Genomic DNA, 18,748 nt, shown 5'->3' on the forward strand with positions numbered 1-18,748 from the left:
TCGTCGCCCGCATGACACTGTCACATGAAAGTTCACAGCTTGCCGTCGTCAGCGGAGCCTCGACCGGCATGGGGCGGGCAACCGCTGTCGAACTCTCCCGGCGAGGATTCGACGTGCTCGCCGGAGTCAGGCGAGCTTCCGATGGCAAAGCCCTCCGACAGGCTGGCATCGAACCCGTCATCCTCGACATCACCGAACCCGACACGATCGCTGCTCTCCGCGATCGCATCGACTCGCACCACGACGAGCGCCCGCTACGTGTGCTGGTCAATAACGCGGGAATTGCGGCCAACGCACCCGTCGAAGCCCTGCCGCTCGAGGTATGGCGTCGCGTGTTCGAGGTCAACGTGTTCGGGCAGATCGCTCTCACACAAGCGCTCTTACCGGCGCTGCACCGAAGCGGCGGACGCGTCGTGGACATCAGCTCGACGGGCGGACGTATCGCGATGCCGGCGTATGGCGCCTATTCGGGCAGCAAGTTCGCGATCGAAGCCATCAGTGACGCGATGCGGCAAGAGCTCGCGCCTCAGGGCGTCCAGGTCGTCATCGTGGAACCGGGCGGCGTGCGCACGGCGATGGGAGACCGCGGCTCCGCCGTCGCCAGAGACCTCCACTCGCAGATGACCGTCGAACAGCACGACAGGTACGACCGGCTCATGGCAGCGTTCCTCAGCCACTCCGCGACGTTCGCAAGCGAGGGAGTGTCTGCAGAAGAGGCAGCCAAGGTCATCGCGCGAGCCGCAACGGACCGTCGCCCGCGGACCCGTTACACGATCGGGCGCGACGCCGCCCTTCTCACTCGCCTCGCCCGAATCCTCCCCGACCGCATGATGGACCGGGCGATCGCCCGCACGCTGCGGCCGCATTACCCGAAGGGCTGAGCCAGTCGTTCCTGCCGCACACTCATCGCTACGCCTCGGCGAGATTCGAGCCATTGCTTGCGCGGGTCGAGGCGGATCCCCTATGTTCCTGGTCAAGCGTCCAACTCTCACGCCCGCCATGCCCTCCCCGACCCGACGGCACCAGGAAAGGCATCCGATGTCGGCTAGGCACCACCCCACCGGCTCCATCCCGACGATCGATCTCAACGCTCAGCATGAGTGCTGACACCCCGGCGACCTCGGCGCCTACTCCCGAGATCCTCACCCGCGTAACACCCCGGTGGATCGTAGCCTTCGTGCTGGCCATGGTCGGCGTGGCTGCCGGGTGGTTCGGCCCCTTGCAGATCCTGCTTCCCGCGCAAGCCGCGGCGCTCGAATCGGCCGGAGTGCCCAAGGAGGCGATCCTGGCGGTTGTCACCGGTATCGGCGCCGCAGCTTCAATGGTCGCGAACCCACTCTGGGGCGCAATCTCGGACCGTACTCGGTCACGGTGGGGCAGGCGCCGCCCGATCCTCGTCGTCGGCACGGTGATGGGCTCGCTCGGCATGGTCATCCTTGCCGTGGCCCCCGACCCGGTCTGGATGGCTGTCGGGTGGGTCACTGTGCAGATCGGCCTGAACGGTCCTTTCGCCGCCCTCGCCGCTGTCATCGCCGATCGCGTCCCCGACGCTCAGCGCGGCCTTGTCGGCGCGTTGTTCGGCGTGGCCCAGACGATCGGCGTCGTTCTGGGCACCGCGATCGCCGTGCTCCTGGGCGAAGGAAGTCTCGGCTATGCGGCGCTCGCTCTCGCCGTACCGGCGCTCGTGCTCTCGTTCGCGATCGTCCATCACGAACCGCCCACCACCGATACCGTCACGAGCAGCAGCGGACGGCCGATGCGCACCTTCGTGGCGGGACTTCGCCCGACCGCGCACTTCAGCTGGATGTGGGCCATCCGCTTCCTCATGAATCTCGCCAACGCCCTGGTGCTGCTGTACATGTACTACTACCTGACCGACGGTGTCGGTCTCGTCGACGCCGGTGAATGGGTACTCATCATCACCCTCGTGAACGTGGTGGTAACCGTAGCCGTCGCAAGCGTCTTCGGTCCCCTGTCTGATCGCTGGGGGCGCCGCCTGCCCTTCGTCGCGAGCGCGGCGATCATCGTCGCGGCGGGCTCCCTCCTGCTGGCGTTCTTCCCAGCATTGCCCGTCGTGCTGCTCGCAGCCTCGCTCATCGGCATCGGCTGGGGACTGTACATCGCGGTCGAGCTCGCGATCATCACCTCGACCCTGCGCGCCGACAGCACGTACGCCACGATGCTCGGCCTGTCCAACATCGCCGCATCCCTCCCCCAGGTGCTCGCCCCCGTCGTCGCAGCTCCCATCGTGCTGCTCTGGGGTGGCTACACCGGACTCTACGGAGCAGCCGCGATCGCCTCCCTCCTCGCACTGGCTTGCGTTCCCGCGCTCCGCTCCCGCCCCTGAAAGGACTCCATGCCCAGCTCACTCGTCTTCCCCCCGGGCTTCCGCTTCGGAACCTCGACCTCGGCCTTCCAGATCGAAGGGGCAACGGATGCCGATGGCCGAGGAGTCAGCATCTGGGACGTCTTTGCGGCGGAGCCCGGACGTGTGCTTGGCGGCGACTCCCCTGCCGTGGGGATCGACCATTACCACCGCTACGCCGAAGACGTCGCGCTGCTGGCACAGCTCGGCGTGCAGGACTACCGCTTCTCGTTCGCCTGGCCTCGCATCCTGCCGACCGGTCGCGGCACGGTCGAAAAGCGAGGGCTCGACTTCTACGACCGGCTGATCGACGCGCTGCTCACGGCAGGCATCAACCCCGTGCCCACGCTCTATCACTGGGATCTTCCGCTGGCACTACAAGAAGCCGGTGGGTGGATGGCGCGAGAGACCGCCGAGGCATTCGCTGACTATGCCTCCCTCCTCGGCGAGCACTTCGCCGACCGCGTCACCGATTGGCTCACCCTCAACGAGATGAGCGTCCACACGCTGTACGGCCATGGTCTGAGCGAGCACGCGCCCGGTCTCGGGCTGGAACTTGCCGCACTGCCCGCGGCGCACTACCAATTGCTCGCACACGGCTTGGCTGTGCAGCGCTTGCGGGCTGCCGGGGCACAACGCATCGGCGTGGCCAACCAGCACTTCCCCGTCATCCCCGCCAGCGACGACGACGCCGACCTGATTGCCGCCCACGTCTTCGCCGACCTCACCAACTGGACTTTCGCCGACCCGATTCTGCGCGGCGTCTACCCGAGCGACGAGATCGCGGGAGGCATCCTGCAGCTGACCGGGGTGTCGCCGGAACAGCTGGCAGCCGACCTACGTGTGATCTCCGAACCGCTGGACGTCTACGGGGTGAACTACTACGAGCCGACCCGCATCGGGGCTCCCCAAGCCGATCGGGACTCGTCCGGCGTGCTCGAGGTCGACATCCCCGAGGGGCTGCCGTTTGCCGCCGTGCCCATCGAGGGTGTGGAGCGCACGGACTTCGGCTGGTCGATCGTGCCGTCTGGGCTGGGCGACATCCTCCGGCAACTGCGCGAGCGCTACCCAGAGCTGCCCCCGATCATCATCACCGAGAACGGGGCGTCCTTCTCGGATGGGCCGGGTGCGGATGGGCGCGTGCGCGACGAGCGACGCATTAGGTTCCTGGACGCGCATCTGCGGGCGCTCTCCGACGAGATGGCCGCTGGCGCGAACGTCGTGGGCTATTACGTCTGGTCGATCCTCGACAACTTCGAGTGGGCTGCCGGCTTCAGCGAGCGGTTCGGGCTCGTCCATGTGGATCTCGACACGCTCGCGCGCACTCCGAAAGACTCGTACTACTGGTACCGGGATCTCATCGAGGCCCAGAACCCAGCGCGGTCAGTCTGAGATCGATCGCGCGTGCGCGGCGAGTCCTGACGCCGCGAACTCGGCAGTGCGGCGCGCGGCGGCGCTGTCGCGGTCAGCCAGCCATGCCAGCGTGATCCCGTCGAGCAGCGCGACGAGCAGGCGGGCAAGCTCGTCCAGAGGCGAGGTCCACTCGGACCCCGTGAGCTCGGCCGCGTACGAGAGCATCTCGGCGGCAGATTCGAAGTACGTTGACCACTGGTCGCGCATCCCGTCCGCGGAATGACGTCGGGAGAACAACGCGAGCTCCATGAGCACGAGCTCACGCTCGGGATTTGCCTCCAGGAGACCGATGTAGGTCTCGAAGCCGCTGCGGAGGGCGCTCTCCAATGAACGGGCGTCCCATGACCCCGCTTGGGCAGCGAAGCGCTCCTGCTCGGTGACGGTGTCAACGACGGCGCGCATGAGCTCATCCTGCGTCGCGAAGGCGTAATGGAAAGCACCCAGCGGCATCTCTGCCTCAGCAACGATTCGTCGTGTGGTCGCTTTCGCTACGCCGTCACGAGAGATCACGCGGATCGCGGCTGCCACGAGCTCCTCGCGACGCTGCTCGAGCGGGATCCGACGGACCATCGTTGCCCTCCCCGCCACATTCCCGTAGACGCCGAAACCCGCGGAACTCCGCGGGTTTCTGTTGGCTGGGGTACCTGGACTCGAACCAAGAACAACTGAACCAGAATCAGCCGTGTTGCCAATTACACCATACCCCAAGGGTTCCCGCCGGAACGGGCGCCAAGGGTCAAGTCTAGACGACGCGAAACGCCCCGCCAAACCAGACCCGACAGCGGCGCGTCTCAGTTTGCGGCGAGGTGATCGACCAGCGCTCCAAAGCGGCGAACCGACGCATCCTTGCCCAGAAGCTCCATGGACTCGAACAGCGGCGGTGAGACGCGGCGGCCACTGAGCGCTACCCGCAGCGGCCCGTAGGCGACGCGCGGCTTGAGGCCGAGCACCTCGATGAGCGCCGCGGCGAGAGCCTCCTGAATCGCGGCGGCGGTGAACTCCGCCTCCGGAATCAGCTCGATCGCGCCCACACCGGCGACGAGGACCTCGCCGGCGTTCGCGGGCAGAGACGTCAGTGCATCGTCCTCGTAGGCGACGGTGTCCGTGAACAAGAAGCCGAGGAGGCCGGGGGCGTCACCGAGCAGCTGCATCCGCTCCTGCACGAGCGGGGCGGATGCAGCGAGCATCTGCGCCTGTGCGTCAGTCATCGGATCCGACACGACCCCGGCGGCGACCAGGTACGGAACGAGACGGGAAGCGAAATCCTCGGCCCCCAGCATCCGGATGTGGTCGCCGTTGATCGACTCCGCCTTCTTCTGGTCGAAGCGGGCCGGGTTCGGGTTCACGTCGGCGATGTCGAACGCAGCCACGAGCTCATCGAGCGAGAAGACATCGCGGTCGGGAGCGATCGACCAGCCCAGCAGAGCGAGGTAGTTCAGCAGCCCCTCGTGGATGAAACCCTTCTCGCGCTGCAAGAAGAGGTCGGCCTTCGGGTCACGCTTGGAGAGCTTCTTGTTGCCCTCCTCCCCCAGCACGAGCGGCATGTGGCCGAAGCGTGGCACGAATTCGGTGACACCGGCGGTCACGAGCGCGTCATAGAGCGCGAGCTGGCGCGCCGTGGACGGCATGAGGTCTTCCCCGCGGATGACGTGAGTGATGCCCATGAGAGCGTCATCGACCGGGTTCACGAACGTGTACAGCGGAACTCCGCCGGCGCGCACGATGACGAAGTCGGGGAAGGATCCCGCCGGGAAGGTCACCTCGCCGCGGATCAGATCCACGTAGGTGAGGTCGTGGTCGGGTACCCGCAGGCGCCAGGCGGGCTCGCGACCCTCGGCACGGAACGCTGCCTTCTGCTCATCCGTAAGGTCGCGGTCGTAGTTGTCGTAGCCGAGCTGCTTCGCGCGCCCCGCGGCCTCGTTTCGGGCATCGATCTCTTCGGCAGTCGAGTAGCTCTCGTACACGACACCGGCATCGATGAGCTTCTCGAGCACGCCTCGGTAGATCTCGTGGCGCTGCGACTGTCGGTACGGCGCGTGCGGACCGCCGACCTCCACACCCTCGTCCCAGTCGATCTTGAGCCACCGCAGCGCATCGAGCAGCTGGTGGTAGCTCTCCTCGGAGTCGCGGGCGGCATCCGTGTCTTCGATGCGGAAGACGAGCTTGCCGCCGTTGTGCCGCGCGTAGGCCCAGTTGAACAGCACGGTGCGCATCAGCCCGACGTGAGGCAGACCCGTCGGTGACGGGCAGAAGCGGACCCGAACGTCGGATCCGGTGGCGGTCGTGGTGGCGGGATGCGGCGTTCCGGGCATAGATACCGAGTCTAGTTGCGACGCGGACGCCACAACGCGGGGGTCGGGACGACTACGCCACCTGACGGATGCGACCGTACGGCGCGAGAAGCACCGTCGCGATCACGGCTACACCAACGACCAGCGCAAGCCCCGTGAACCCGATCCAGCCGAGGACGACGCCTGACGTGATCGCACCAATAGCGCCCACGAGACTCATCGAGAGGTCGTTGCGCCCCTGCCGTGTCGTGCGGCGCTCCTCCGACGACGATTCGGTCAGTAGCGCTGATCCAGCAACGGTGGCGGCACTCCAGCCCAGGCCGAGCAGAATGAGCGCGACGGTGACCGCCGTGTTGGACTCGGCGCCGAAGAAGACCGTGACAAGGGATGCCGCGAGCAGCGCCTGACCGACCATGATCGTGGGAATTCGGCCCACACGGTCGGCCAGGATGCCGAAGACGGGCGAGAGCGCGTACATCCCGGCGATATGCAGACTGATCGTCAGACCGATGATGGTCAGACTCGCCCCGTGATGCAGCATGTGCACGGGTGTCATCGCCATGATCGAGACCATGACGCCGTGCGCTGCGGCGTTCGCGAAGATCGCGTAGCGAGCAGAGACCGGCCGATCGGGCTTGACGATCTGCTCGACCACACGATCGCGGCGGCGCTGCGCCACCGCCTGGGCAACCAGGAGCGGATCCGGTCGCAGCGCGAACAGGTACACGACGATGCTCAGCGCCTGTGCCGCGATCGTGAAGACGTACGGTCCCGTCAGGGGCGGCATCCCCAGGGCATCGCCGATCGCCTGCCCCGGCTGTACGAGATTCGGTCCGAGAACGGCACCGATGGTTGTCGCCCACACGACGATCGAGAGGTCGCGGCCACGCGTGGCATCCGTCGCGAGATCAGCGGCAGCAAATCGGGACTGCAGGTTCGCGGTCTGCCCGGCCCCGACGAGCCCGAAGGCCAGCAGAAGCAGCGGAAACGACCGCAACGCCGCCGCGACCACGACCAGCGACACACCCACGAGCGCGATGGCCATTCCCGACGCCAGCGAGATTCGTCGGCCGCGCCGACGCGCGAGCGCAGCCAGCGGCACGGCCAGCGCGGCGGTGCCGAGGGTGACACCCGCAGCGGCCAGTCCCGAGAGGGACTCGTCACCGGCGATGTCTGCCGCAAGCACAGCGCCGAGGGAGACTGTCGCGCCGAACCCGAGCCCACCGAGCACCTGACCAGCCGAGAGAACCCAGACGGTGCGCCGCTGGATGCCGGCGAGCTCACTCGCCTCGTGATGGTCGTCGACCCAGTCCTCAGAGAGTGTCACTGACGCGGCTCCGCATCCCGCGCAGTGTTGCGCAGGATGCCGAGCCCGTCGATCTCGACCTCGACGACATCCCCAGCCACGAAGGGGCCAACGCCCGCCGGGGTTCCGGTGAGGATCACATCGCCCGGCAGCAGCGTGAACGCCGCCGACACGTACTCGATGATCGCTGGCACCGAATGGATCATGTCGCTGATCGCCCCGCGTTGACGGACCTCGCCGTTGACGCGCGTTGTCAGCTTTGCGCCGCCCGCGAGGTCGAACTCCGTCTCGATGACGGGGCCGAGCGGGCAGAACGTGTCGAACCCCTTCGCACGCGACCACTGGCCATCCGAGCGCTGCAGATCCCGCGCCGTCACGTCGTTGCCGATCGTGTAACCGAAAACGTAGTCCAGCGCAGCATCCGCCGTCACGTTCTTCGCGATGCGGCCGATGACAACGGCGAGTTCACCCTCGTAGTCGGTGCGCTCCGACTGCCACGGGCGCACAATCGGTTCGTCTGGCCCGATGACCGCCGTGTTGGGCTTCAGGAACAGCAGCGGCTCGCCAGGAGCGTCGCTTCCCATCTCCGCGGCGTGATCGAGGTAGTTCTTGCCGACGCACACGACCTTCGAGCGGGGAATGACCGGGGCGAGCAGCGTCACCTCACCGACCGGCACGCGCTCCCCCGTCGTCTCGTAGCCGGCGAACATCGGGTCGCCCGCGAGCACCACGAGTTCGCCCTCGTCGAGGATGCCGTAGGCGATCGCGTCCTCGTGCCGGAACCGCGCGATTCTCATGCCTGGGCGGGGGCGTCGAGGCGGTGCATCCAGCCGTGGCGGTCTTCGGCGTGGCCGTACTGGATGTCGGTGAGTTCCTGTCGCAGCTCGAGCGCGAGTGAGCCGACGGGCTGCTGGTCGACGAAATCGCGTCCCTTGAGCACACCAATCGGAGTCACAACGGCGGCGGTGCCGCATGCGAAGACCTCGACAATGTCACCGGATGCCACACCCTCGCGCCACTCGCGCAGCGTGATGTTGCGACCCTGCACGTGAAGACCGCGGTCGGCTGCCAGCTGCAGGATCGAGTCGCGGGTGACTCCCTCGAGGATCGAGTCCGACTGCGGCGTCACGACGGTGCCGTCCTTGAAGACGAACACGATGTTCATTCCGCCGAGTTCTTCGACGTTGCCGTCCTGATCGAGGAAGACCACCTGGTCGCACTCGTTCTCGTAGGCCTCTGACTGGGGAAGCAGGCTCGACGCGTAGTTGCCGCCGGTCTTGGCAGCCCCGGTGCCTCCCTTGCCGGCGCGCGAGTAGTCCTCGCTCAGCCAGATCGATACGGGGGTGACGCCACCCTTGAAGTAGGCACCCGCGGGGCTGGCGATGACGTAGTAGCCGACCTTGTTGGCAGGACGCACACCGAGGAAGGCCTCTTTGGCGAACATGAACGGACGCAGGTAGAGGCTCTGGTTCTCACCCGAGGGTACCCAGGCGCCGTCGACCGCGATGAGCTCCTCGAGCGACTGGATGAAGTACGACACCGGCAGCTCGGGAAGGGCCAGCCGCCGCGCCGAGCGCTGCAGCCTGCGTCCGTTCTGGTCAGGACGGAAGGTGTGGACCGAACCGTCGGCGTGACGGTAGGCCTTGATGCCCTCGAAGACCTCTTGCGCGTAGTGCAGAACTGCCGCCGCCGGGTCGAGCGAAAGCGGACCGTAGGGCTTCACCTGCGGGCGGTGCCACCCGCCGCCGACCGACCAGCAAATGTCGACCATGTGGTCGGTGAAGTGCTGACCGAAGCCGGGGTTGGCGAGAACCGCCTCACGCTCGGCATCCGTCTTGGCCTGCAGGTTCCGCATCACCTGGAACTGCAGGGGTGCAAGGCCGGCGTCGGGGTCGGTGTCAAGAAGTGTCATGTCGAAATCCAGTCGTTCGTGCGCGGCGGTGGCGGGTCCGTCCGGCGCGGCAAGGAGCCGAGTGGTTCCAGGCTACGCCTGCAGGCGGGCGACGATCGCGTCACCAATCTGCGCTGTTGTGCGAGCGGCCTCGCCCCGGGAAGCGATGTCCTCCTCCACTGCGCGGGTGACGCGGGCGGAATCGTCGTGCAGCCCGAGGTGATCGAGCAGCATCGCGATGGACAGAATCGCAGCGGTGGGGTCGGCCTTCTGCTGACCCGCGATATCGGGCGCCGATCCGTGGACGGGCTCGAACATCGAGGGGAACGCGCCGTCGGGGTTGATGTTCCCCGAAGCGGCGAGGCCGATGCCTCCGGTGACGGCGCCGGCCAAATCGGTGAGGATGTCGCCGAAGAGGTTGTCGGTGACGATCACGTCGAAGCGGTCAGGGTTTGTGACCAGGAAGATGGTTGCCGCATCGACGTGCAGATAGTCTACGGCGACCTCGGGGTGCTCTTCTGCCACCTCGCGCACGATTCTCTGCCAGATTCCGCCGGCGTGGACGAGCACGTTGGTCTTGTGCACGAGTGTCAGCTTCTTGCGGCGACGCTCAGCCAGCGCGAACGCGTACCTGACGACCCGCTCGACACCGAACGCCGTGTTGACGGATGTCTCGTTGGCTACCTCGTGCGGGGTGCCCGTGCGGATCGCGCCGCCGTTGCCGACGTAGGGTCCCTCCGTGCCTTCGCGGACGACGACGAAGTCGATCTCACCGGGGTTCGCGAGCGGGCCGGGAGCGCCGGGGTAAAGCTTCGAGGGCCGCAGGTTGACGTAGTGGTCGAGCTCGAAACGAAGCTTCAGCAGCAGCCCGCGCTCGATGTTGGCATCCTTCAGGCGCGGGTCGCCGGGAACACCGCCGACAGCTCCGAGGACGATCGCGTCATGCTCCTTGATCGCGTCGAGGTCGGCATCCGTCAGCGTGTCACCGGTCTCGAGGTAGCGCGCGGCGCCCAGCGAGAAGGGGGTCTTCGTGAAACGGATGTCGCTGCCTGCGGTCACCGCATCGAGAACCTTCATGGCCTCGGCGACCACCTCGACACCGATGCCATCACCGGGGATGACGGCTAGCTTCACCTCGCGCGACATTGTTCTCCTCGTTCTCGGATCGTGCCGCCTGACTCACAGATGACGGCGCCGATCCCAGCGTAGTGGCCGCGATCACGGCGGCCAGGACCATGAGACCGGCCCCGACGGCGGCAGTGACCGCAACACCGGAGTCGAAGGCCGTAGCCGCGGCGGCACGCAGCGCGTCAGCGATCGGTGCGGCGAGCTCGCCTGCCGCGACATACGCACCTCCGAGCGTTTCCCGCGCCTGCGCCGCGAGGTCGGTGGGCACTCCCGCGGGGATCGCGATGCCCGACCGGTACGAGGCGGTGAGGATGCCGCCGAGCACAGCAGTTCCGAGCACAGCACCCAACTCGTACGCCGTCTCAGACACGGCGCTTGCGGCCCCCGCCTTGCTCGGCGGAGCGCTCGCCAGGACGAGCTCGTTCGAGACGGTCTCGGCGGCACCGATTCCGATGCCCAGCAGCACACTTGCGAGCAGGAGCCAACCGAGGTTGCCGCCACCGGCCGTCACAGCCACGAGAAGGTAGCCGCTCATCGAGAACATGAGCGCCGCGGGCACCACGACACGGGGCGGAATCCGGGACGCGATAGGCACGACAAGCAGCCCTGCAAGGATGACCGAGGCCAGCGAGGGCACCAGCGCAAAGCCCGCCTGAACCGGGGAGAGCCCGACGATCAGTTGCAGATGCTGCGCGATGAAGAACATGAAGCCAACGAGCGAGATGACGCTCAACAGGTTCACGAGCAGGGCGCCGCTGAAGCTCCCCCGCGTGAACAGCCGCATATCCAGCATCGGTGAGCGGGCGTGCAGCTGTCGCCGCACGAACATGACGCCGAACCCCACCCCCGCGATTGCGGCAACGGCCACAGTGGCTGAGTACCCATCCACCGCGAACTCCTTGATGGCCCACACGATCGGCACCATCATCGCCATGGACAGCACAATGCTGACGGCGTCGACGCGTCCGGCATCCGGGTTGCGGCTTTCGGGCACGAGCAGCGGCGCGAACACCAGCAGCGGGACGAGCACGGGAACCGCCATGAGGAACACGGATCCCCACGAGAAGTGTTCCAGCAGCACTCCCCCGACGATCGGGCCGAGCGCCGCCCCTGCCGAGAACATCGAGGCCCAAATGGCTATCGCGAGGCGTCGCTGCGCGCGGAGGGTGAAGATACTGCGCAGCAGCGCAAGCGTCGAGGGCATGATCATGGCACCGAACAGACCCATGGCGGCACGCCCCGCGATCAGCCATTCGGCCGAGGGCGCAAAGGCCGATAGCGCCGACACGGTAGCGAATCCAGTGGCGCCGATCAGCAGCATCCGTCGCCGACCGAACCGGTCGCCAAGAGTTCCCATCGTGACCAGCAGGCCTGCCAGAACGAGCGGGTAGGCGTCGATGATCCAGAGCTGCTGCGCGGCTGTCGGCGCGAGCGCGAGCGCGATCTCGGGCAGCGCGAAGCTCAGCACCGTGTTGTCGACCGAGATCAACAGCACGGGCAGCATCAGCACCACCAGTGCGGCCCAGCCGCGCCAGGTCACCGGCCGCCCTTCGCTCTCGGCGATGCGGATGTCTTCGGTCAGGGTTGTCATGGTGTCACCGTCAGAATTTCTATACCGTCTGGCTGGTATAGTAACAGACATGGGGTCGACCTGGCTAGCCTTGAGCGCATGAGTCGTCCCCCGCACGCCCGCGAGAAGGTGCTCGACGCGTTCGAGGCTCTCCTCATCGCCGAGGGTGAGCGCGCCGCCACAATGGACGCCATCGCCCGAGCCGCCGGAGTCTCCAAGGGCGGCCTTCTCTACCACTTCGCCTCGAAGGAGGCGCTCGAAGCGGCGTTGCTCGCACGGCTCGAGGAGCGCGTCGACGACGATCTGGCCCGCATGACCTCCGCCGAAGAAGGACCGGTTGCGTACTACGTACGGACCTCGGCGATGGACGGCACGGCCCTCGACCGCGCGATCCTCGCGGTTTCACGCCTCGCGCAGGCCGGGCGCAGCGCCGCGAGCGACGCGCTGCGCTCGGTGCGAGAGCGGTGGGCCGAGACGCTTCGCCCGCACGTCGCCGACAAGACCGCGCTCGACCTCGTCATGCTCATCAGTGACGGCGTCTACTACAACAACGCACTCCAGCACGACGGGCTGGCAACGCCAGTCCCCCGCGATGCCGAGATGGATGCCTTGGTTCAGCTCATCGCGCAGGCAACCGCTCCGCGCTAGGGTTCGACGATCTCGATCTGGCAGAACAGGTCAGCACCGACGGCCTGACGCATCTGGTCGAGCAGCTCGTCCGGCACCGCGGCGTCCACCGTCAGCACCGAGAGTGCGTGGCCGGAGGCATCCGGGTGCGCAACCTGCAGCCCTTCGATGTTGATTCCCGCGTCACCGAGCGTCTTCGCATAGATCGCGACGATGCCCGGGCGGTCCTGATAGCGCATCACGACGTGGTGGCCGGCGATCGGCACCTCGATGTCGTAGCCGTTGATAGCGACGATCTTCGGGACCATGCGCGTGCCGGCGAGCGTTCCCGCAACGCTCAGCGTCGTGCCGTCTGACATGGTGCCGCGCAGCACCGTGAGGTTCCGGTACTGGGGGCTGTCGGCCTCGACGATCATGCGGGTCTCGATGCCGCGCTGCTCAGCGAACAGGGGCGCATTCACGTACGACACGTTCTCGCTGACGATGTTCGTGAAGATGCCCTTGAGCGCCGCGAGCCGATAAACGCTGACATCGAACGCGGCGAGTTCCCCGCGGACTTCGATATCCAGCGAGGTGAGCGCACTGTGCGTCAGGCCCGTGAAGTACTGTCCGAGCATTTCGACCAGCCCTATACCGGGCCGCACGAATGGGTCGATCACGCCCCCGGCGACGTTGACGGCATCCGGAACCAGGTCGCCCTCGAGCGCAAGTTTGACCGATTTCGCAACCGAAACGCCGGCCTTCTCCTGCGCCTCGTCGGTGGAGGCACCGAGGTGCGGCGTTCCGACGACGTTGGGAAGAGCAACGAGCTTCGCCGCCGCCGAGTCCGGCTTCGGCGGCTCAGCGGTGAAGACGTCGAGCCCGGCTCCGGCGATCTGTCCGGTGGTGAGAGCTTCCAACAGCGCCTCTTCGTCGAACAGGCCGCCGCGGGCGACGTTGATGACGTAGGCCGTGGGCTTCATCGCAGCGAGCTGTTCGGTGCTGATCATGCCGGTCGTCTCGGGAGTCTTCGGCATGTGCACCGTGAGGAAGTCGCTCTCGCGAACGACGTCGTCGATGCTGAGAAGCTCGACACCCAGCTGCTGGGCCCGGGCAGGGGTCACGTAGGGGTCGTAGCCGACCAGGCGCACACCAAAGGCTCGCAACCGCTCGGCAACAAGAGCACCGATGCGACCGAGGCCCAGGATGCCGACGGTCTTCTCGTAGAGCTCCGCACCCGTGAACGAGCTGCGCTTCCACTGGCCCTGCGCGAGCGAGGCGTGGGCGGCGGGGATGTGGCGGGCAAGACTCAGGATGTGTCCGACCGTGAGCTCCGCGGCCGAGATGACGTTGGAGGTCGGCGCGTTCACGACCATGACGCCGGCAGCAGTGGCCGCCTTGATGTCGACATTGTCGAGTCCGACGCCGGCGCGAGCGATCACTCGAAGCTTCTGCGACGACGCGATGGCTTCGGCATCCATCTTCGTCGCCGAGCGGATGAGAACCGCGTCAGCCTCGGCAAGAGCCGCGAGCAGCGCGGGCCGGTCAGTGCCGTCGACGTTGCGGACATCAAAGTCCGGGCCGAGGGCCTCGATCGTGGCGGGGGACAGTTCTTCGGCGATCAGCACGACCGGTTTGGACACGGGTGGATCCTTCGGAGCAGACGCGCACGCATGAACCGTGCACAGGATGACGGGGATGCCGCGCCGCACGCCATGACGACGGGCCGCCGCCAGCCTATCGTGGGCGCGCCCGTCGTCCCGACCAGATGACGGGGCTTAGGAAGCTAGAACTGCGCGGACGAAGTCAACCGTCACATAGGCAAGGACGTTGAACCAGAACACCGCGACCAAGCCGAGCCCCGTCAGCATGACCAAGGAAAAAGCCCCAGCGCGGCGCTTCCACCCGATCGCGAAGGCCATGGCGAAGACAACGAAGGGGAAGACCACTGCGGCAAGCACCAAAGCCCAACCGCCGCCGCTAAGGCCTGATGCCTGGGATATGAGGAAGGCTAAAGCATTCCACACCGCGTACGCGTAGAAGAGACCGAAGAAGCCCGCGATCGTCGCGATCAGCCAGACCGGAAGTGCGGCGCGGCGCGGCGGCACGGATACCGGGGCCTCCGTGCCGGTGACCGGGTTGGTGTTCTCGCTCATTGTCCGATCGCCCCCACCAAGATGAATGGCCACGGCAGCAGCAGGAGGGCTCCTGCCAGTAGAAGGAGCACCCGGAGCCACGTTCGCGCGCGCCGCGTGAGGACCAAGACGGTTACGAACCATATCAGCGGCGTCAGCACCGCCAGCCACAGGCTCACCTGATAGGCCAGCGGCGCAACGAGGAACTCCGCGTACTGCTGCAGCCGCAGGCCGCCGATGATCCACCCGATGCTCTCGAGGGCGTAGACACCGCCGAAGACGCCGAGGATGATGAGCGCCGCGTTGCTCAGTCCCGCAGCCGGCGCAGTGTCACTGTCCGCACCGCCCGGGTCACTCTGCGCAGGCAGAGCATCAGCTTCCGAGGCGACACCACCATCAGCAGCTGCCCCGGGCTTCGGCGCGATCGCCTCGCTCCCCTTGCCGACGGCCACGTAGCCCGGGGGCAACGTGGGGCCCGCATCGAGCGTCGGGTCGTCATCCCCCCACGAGAGGGCGTCGTCGTCGCGGTCGGTGCTCACGAGTTCAGCCTACCGACGACCGAACCCACACGCCCCGGAAGGACGTGTGGGTTCGGCGGAAGGGGATGAGATCAGCGCGCGGCCGAGCCCTCCACGTAGTCCTTGTCCTGCTGCTTCCACGAGAAGAGCGAACGCAGGTCCTTGCCGACGGCCTCGATGGGGTGCTTCGCGGCCTTCTCGCGCAGCTCAAGGAATTCAACGGCGCCGTTGTCCTGGTCGGTGATGAACCGCTCGGCGAACGCACCAGAACGGATGTCGGCGAGAACAGCCGCCATGTTCTCCTTGACGTGCGGGTCGATGACGCGCGGGCCCGAGACGTAGTCGCCGTACTCGGCGGTGTCCGAAACGCTCCAGCGCTGCTTGGCGATGCCACCCTCCCACATGAGGTCGACGATGAGCTTGAGCTCGTGCAGCACCTCGAAGTAGGCGATCTCGGGCTGGTAGCCGGCCTCAGTGAGGGTCTCGAAGCCGTACTGGATCAGCTGCGAAACGCCACCGCAGAGAACTGCCTGCTCGCCGAAGAGGTCGGTCTCGGTCTCTTCCGTGAACGTCGTCTTGATGACGCCGGCGCGCGTGCCGCCGATGGCCTTCGCGTACGACTTCGCGAGATCCCAGGCGCTGCCCGAGGCATCCTTCTCGACAGCAATGATGTCGGGGATGCCGCGGCCGGCGACGTACTCACGACGAACCGTGTGGCCGGGAGCCTTCGGGGCGATGAGGATGACGTCGACACCCTCGGGGGCCTCGATGTAGCCGAAGCGGATGTTGAAACCGTGCGCGAATGCGAGGGTCTTGCCGGGCGCGAGGTTCGGCTTGATCTCGTTGTTGTAGATGCCGCGCTGGTGCTGGTCGGGCGCGAGGATCATGATGACGTCGGCCCACGCGGTCGCGTCGGCGACGGACTTGACCTCGAAGCCGTCCTCCTGTGCCTTCGGCGCGGACTTCGAGCCGTCCTTGAGGGCAATGACGACCTCGACGCCCGAGTCGCGCAGGTTCTGCGCGTGTGCGTGGCCCTGCGAGCCGTAGCCGACGATGGCGACCTTCTTGCTCTGGATGAGGGCGAGGTCGGCATCCTGGTCGTAGATCATTTCGGCCATGGGGTGTCTCTCCTTGACTGTGCGATTGTGGTCGTTTGTTCTCGCCGAGCCCGCTCAACGACCGGGAGCGGATCGGCGTGGTCGTATCAGCCCCGCAGGACCCGTTCGGTGATGCTCTTGCCGCCGCGGCCGATGGCGAGCATGCCCGACTGGGCGAGCTCCTTGATGCCGAACGGCTCGATAGCGCGCAGGAACGCCTCAACCTTGCCCTTGTCGCCGGTGATCTCGACCACCATCGCCTCGGGAGCGTAGTCCACGACTGACGCGCGGAACAGATTGATGACCTCGAGCACGCTGGAACGGGTCGCATTGTCGGCGCGCACCTTCACGAGCATGTGCTCGCGCTGCACGGATGCCGCGGGGTCGAGCTCCACGATCTTGATGACGTTCACGAGCTTGTTCAGCTGCTTGGTCACCTGCTCGAGCGGGAGCCCTTCGACGTCGACGACCACCGTGATGCGGGACAGCCCCGGCACCTCGGTGACTCCCACGGCAAGGGATTCGATGTTGAAACCGCGGCGAGCGAACAGGCCCGCGACGCGGGTCAGCAGGCCGGGCTTGTCTTCAACGAGAAGGCTCAGCACGTGGCTTGTCATGGCTCAGTCCTCCTGATCGAAGCTCGGGGCGTGCTCACGCGCGTACTGGATCTCACTGTTTCCGACACCCTGCGGCACCATCGGCCACACCATGGCGTCGGCCGACACGACGAAGTCGATGACGACGGGGCGATCGTTGGTCTCCAGTGCGGTGCGAATCGCGTCGTCGATCTCGTCTTCCTTCTCGACGCGCAGCGCGAGGCATCCGTACGCCTCAGCCAACTTGACGAAGTCCGGTACCCGCGCGGTGCCGTGACCTGTGTTCAGGTCGGTGTTGGAGTGGCGGCCGTTGAAGAACAGCGTCTGCCACTGACGCACCATCCCGAGTGACGAGTTGTTGATGATCGCGACCTTGATCGGGATGTCGTTGAGCACGCAGGTGGCGAGCTCCTGATTGGTCATCTGGAAGCATCCGTCACCGTCGATCGCCCACACGACACGATCCGGCTCGGCGACCTTCGCGCCCATCGCGGCGGGAACCGCGTAGCCCATGGTGCCGGCGCCGCCCGAGTTCAGCCAGGCGTTGGGGCGCTCGTACTTGATGAACTGGGCAGCCCACATCTGGTGCTGACCGACGCCTGCGGCGTATACGGCCTCGGGGCCGGTGAGCTCACCGATCCGCTGGATGACCTGCTGCGGCGCCAGGAGGCCGTCGGTTGTGGGGGCGTAGCCGAGGGGGAACTCGTTGCGCAGGCCCTTGAGGTAGGCCCACCACTGGGTGATGTCGGCGCGGCCGGCGTCGGTGTTGGCGCGGAACGCGGCCTCGAGATCAACCAGCACCTCACGCAGGTCACCCACGATCGGAACGTCTGCAGCGCGGATCTTCGAGATCTCGGCGGGGTCGATGTCGACGTGGATGACCTTCGCGTGCGGCGCGAAGTGCGACGCCTTGCCGGTCACACGGTCATCGAATCGGGCGCCGAGAGCCACGATGAGGTCGGACTCCTGCAGCGCGAGCACGGCGGGAACCGTGCCGTGCATGCCGGGCATGCCGAGGTTCTGCTCGTGCGAGTCGGGGAACGCACCCCGAGCCATGAGCGTCGTGACAACCGGCGCACCGGTCGCCTCGGCCAGCGCGAGCAGCTGCTCAGAGGCGCGGGAGCGGATGATGCCGCCGCCGACGTACAGAACCGGCTTCTCGGCTTCGGCGATCAACTGCGCAGCCGCTTGGATCTGCTTGCCGTGCGCTTTGGTCACCGGCCGATACCCCGGCAGATCGATCTGCGGCGGCCAGACGAACGGCGCCTCGGCCTGTTGGGCGTCCTTCGTGATGTCCACCAGGACGGGACCGGGACGACCCGTCGAAGCGATCTCGTAGGCTGCGGCGAGCGCGCCAGGGATGTCTTCGGCGCGCTTCACGAGGAACGAGTGCTTCGTGATCGGCATCGTGATTCCGACGATGTCGGCTTCCTGGAACGCGTCGGTTCCCATGAGGTTCGAGAAGACCTGGCCCGTGATGCACAGCAGCGGAACGGAGTCCATGTAGGCATCCGCGATCGCCGTGACGAGGTTGGTCGCACCCGGCCCCGACGTCGCGATGGCGACACCGACCTTGCCGGATGCCGAGGCATATCCTTCGGCGGCGTGACCTGCGCCCTGCTCGTGGCGAACCAGAATGTGGCGAACTGCCTCATCGTCCATGAGCGGGTCGTAGACGGGCATGATCGCGCCGCCGGGCAGCCCGAACACATCGGACACACCCAGCAGATCGAGGGAACGGACGACCGCCTCAGCCCCGGTCATCACAGGCGCCGAAGCGCCGCGAGCGGGGGGCCGGGGCACGGCCGTGGCGATGTCGGAAGACATGATGA

Annotated in this window: 17 protein-coding genes and 1 tRNA gene; 4 read left to right on the forward strand and 14 right to left on the reverse strand. The window is 66.7% G+C overall.

Going from position 1 to position 18,748, the window contains the following annotated elements; genetic code table 11:
- The first annotated feature begins 11 nt into the window (after nt 1-11).
- From AB0O89_RS10765 to AB0O89_RS10775, 3 genes are all read left to right on the forward strand, one after another.
- Nucleotides 12-881, forward strand: a complete 870-nt coding sequence (locus tag AB0O89_RS10765) for an SDR family oxidoreductase (RefSeq protein WP_363497305.1) — start codon at nt 12-14, stop codon at nt 879-881.
- Nucleotides 882-1,096: 215 nt separating this feature from the next.
- The gene (locus tag AB0O89_RS10770) at nt 1,097-2,347 is read left to right on the forward strand and encodes an MFS transporter (RefSeq protein WP_292712245.1); all 1,251 of its coding nucleotides are present in this window, start codon (nt 1,097-1,099) and stop codon (nt 2,345-2,347) included.
- A 9-nt stretch (nt 2,348-2,356) separates the two neighbouring features.
- The gene (locus AB0O89_RS10775) at nt 2,357-3,757 is read left to right on the forward strand and encodes a GH1 family beta-glucosidase (RefSeq protein WP_292712243.1); all 1,401 of its coding nucleotides are present in this window, start codon (nt 2,357-2,359) and stop codon (nt 3,755-3,757) included.
- Here the strand turns inward: AB0O89_RS10775 and AB0O89_RS10780 are convergent.
- From AB0O89_RS10780 to AB0O89_RS10815, 8 genes are all read right to left on the reverse strand, one after another.
- The gene (locus AB0O89_RS10780) at nt 3,749-4,348 is read right to left on the reverse strand and encodes a TetR family transcriptional regulator (RefSeq protein WP_363497310.1); all 600 of its coding nucleotides are present in this window, start codon (nt 4,346-4,348) and stop codon (nt 3,749-3,751) included. The genes AB0O89_RS10775 and AB0O89_RS10780 overlap by 9 nt on opposite strands.
- Nucleotides 4,349-4,410: 62 nt before the next feature.
- Nucleotides 4,411-4,485, reverse strand: a tRNA-Gln gene (locus AB0O89_RS10785).
- Nucleotides 4,486-4,569: 84 nt separating this feature from the next.
- Entirely contained in the window at nt 4,570-6,090 is a 1,521-nt protein-coding gene (gene gltX, locus AB0O89_RS10790; RefSeq protein WP_292712240.1) for a glutamate--tRNA ligase, read from the reverse strand.
- Between the two features lie 52 nt (nt 6,091-6,142).
- Nucleotides 6,143-7,396, reverse strand: coding sequence for an MFS transporter (locus AB0O89_RS10795; RefSeq protein ID WP_363497313.1), 1,254 nt, complete (start codon nt 7,394-7,396; stop codon nt 6,143-6,145).
- Nucleotides 7,393-8,172 (reverse strand): fumarylacetoacetate hydrolase family protein, encoded by a 780-nt coding sequence (locus AB0O89_RS10800; protein ID WP_363497316.1) that lies wholly within the window; start codon nt 8,170-8,172, stop codon nt 7,393-7,395. The genes AB0O89_RS10795 and AB0O89_RS10800 overlap by 4 nt, the downstream gene beginning before the upstream one ends.
- Nucleotides 8,169-9,287 carry a branched-chain amino acid aminotransferase gene (locus AB0O89_RS10805; RefSeq protein WP_363497319.1) on the reverse strand — a complete coding sequence of 373 codons (1,119 nt, stop codon included), beginning with the start codon at nt 9,285-9,287 and terminating at the stop codon, nt 8,169-8,171. The genes AB0O89_RS10800 and AB0O89_RS10805 overlap by 4 nt, the downstream gene beginning before the upstream one ends.
- A gap of 72 nt (nt 9,288-9,359) precedes the next feature.
- Nucleotides 9,360-10,412 carry a 3-isopropylmalate dehydrogenase gene (locus AB0O89_RS10810; protein WP_363497322.1) on the reverse strand — a complete coding sequence of 351 codons (1,053 nt, stop codon included), beginning with the start codon at nt 10,410-10,412 and terminating at the stop codon, nt 9,360-9,362.
- A complete protein-coding gene (locus AB0O89_RS10815) occupies nt 10,375-11,985 on the reverse strand; it encodes an MFS transporter (protein ID WP_363497325.1) in 1,611 nt (536 codons plus the stop codon). The genes AB0O89_RS10810 and AB0O89_RS10815 overlap by 38 nt, the downstream gene beginning before the upstream one ends.
- 78 nt (nt 11,986-12,063) lie before the next feature.
- Here AB0O89_RS10815 and AB0O89_RS10820 point away from each other — a divergent pair, with 78 nt between their 5' ends.
- A complete protein-coding gene (locus AB0O89_RS10820; protein ID WP_363497328.1) occupies nt 12,064-12,612 on the forward strand; it encodes a helix-turn-helix domain-containing protein in 549 nt (182 codons plus the stop codon).
- Here AB0O89_RS10820 and serA read toward each other — a convergent pair.
- The 6 genes from serA to AB0O89_RS10850 form a co-directional block, all read right to left on the reverse strand.
- Complete coding sequence (gene serA / locus AB0O89_RS10825) at nt 12,609-14,213, reverse strand: phosphoglycerate dehydrogenase (protein ID WP_292712228.1); 1,605 nt, start codon at nt 14,211-14,213, stop codon at nt 12,609-12,611. The genes AB0O89_RS10820 and serA overlap by 4 nt on opposite strands.
- Nucleotides 14,214-14,348: 135 nt before the next feature.
- Nucleotides 14,349-14,726, reverse strand: a complete 378-nt coding sequence (locus tag AB0O89_RS10830; RefSeq protein WP_292712226.1) for a bacitracin resistance protein — start codon at nt 14,724-14,726, stop codon at nt 14,349-14,351.
- Complete coding sequence (locus tag AB0O89_RS10835; protein ID WP_363497333.1) at nt 14,723-15,244, reverse strand: DNA polymerase III subunit gamma/tau; 522 nt, start codon at nt 15,242-15,244, stop codon at nt 14,723-14,725. Before AB0O89_RS10835 ends, AB0O89_RS10830 begins: the two co-directional genes overlap by 4 nt.
- Before the next feature lie 71 nt (nt 15,245-15,315).
- Nucleotides 15,316-16,341, reverse strand: a complete 1,026-nt coding sequence (gene ilvC / locus AB0O89_RS10840; RefSeq protein ID WP_363497336.1) for a ketol-acid reductoisomerase — start codon at nt 16,339-16,341, stop codon at nt 15,316-15,318.
- Nucleotides 16,342-16,427: 86 nt separating this feature from the next.
- Nucleotides 16,428-16,937, reverse strand: a complete 510-nt coding sequence (gene ilvN, locus AB0O89_RS10845) for an acetolactate synthase small subunit (protein WP_363497339.1) — start codon at nt 16,935-16,937, stop codon at nt 16,428-16,430.
- Between the two features lie 3 nt (nt 16,938-16,940).
- The gene (locus tag AB0O89_RS10850; RefSeq protein WP_292712220.1) at nt 16,941-18,743 is read right to left on the reverse strand and encodes an acetolactate synthase large subunit; all 1,803 of its coding nucleotides are present in this window, start codon (nt 18,741-18,743) and stop codon (nt 16,941-16,943) included.
- Nucleotides 18,744-18,748 lie beyond the last annotated feature (5 nt).

This window comes from Microbacterium sp. NPDC076895, from assembly GCF_040687115.1.
Classification (GTDB): Bacteria; Actinomycetota; Actinomycetes; order Actinomycetales; family Microbacteriaceae; genus Microbacterium.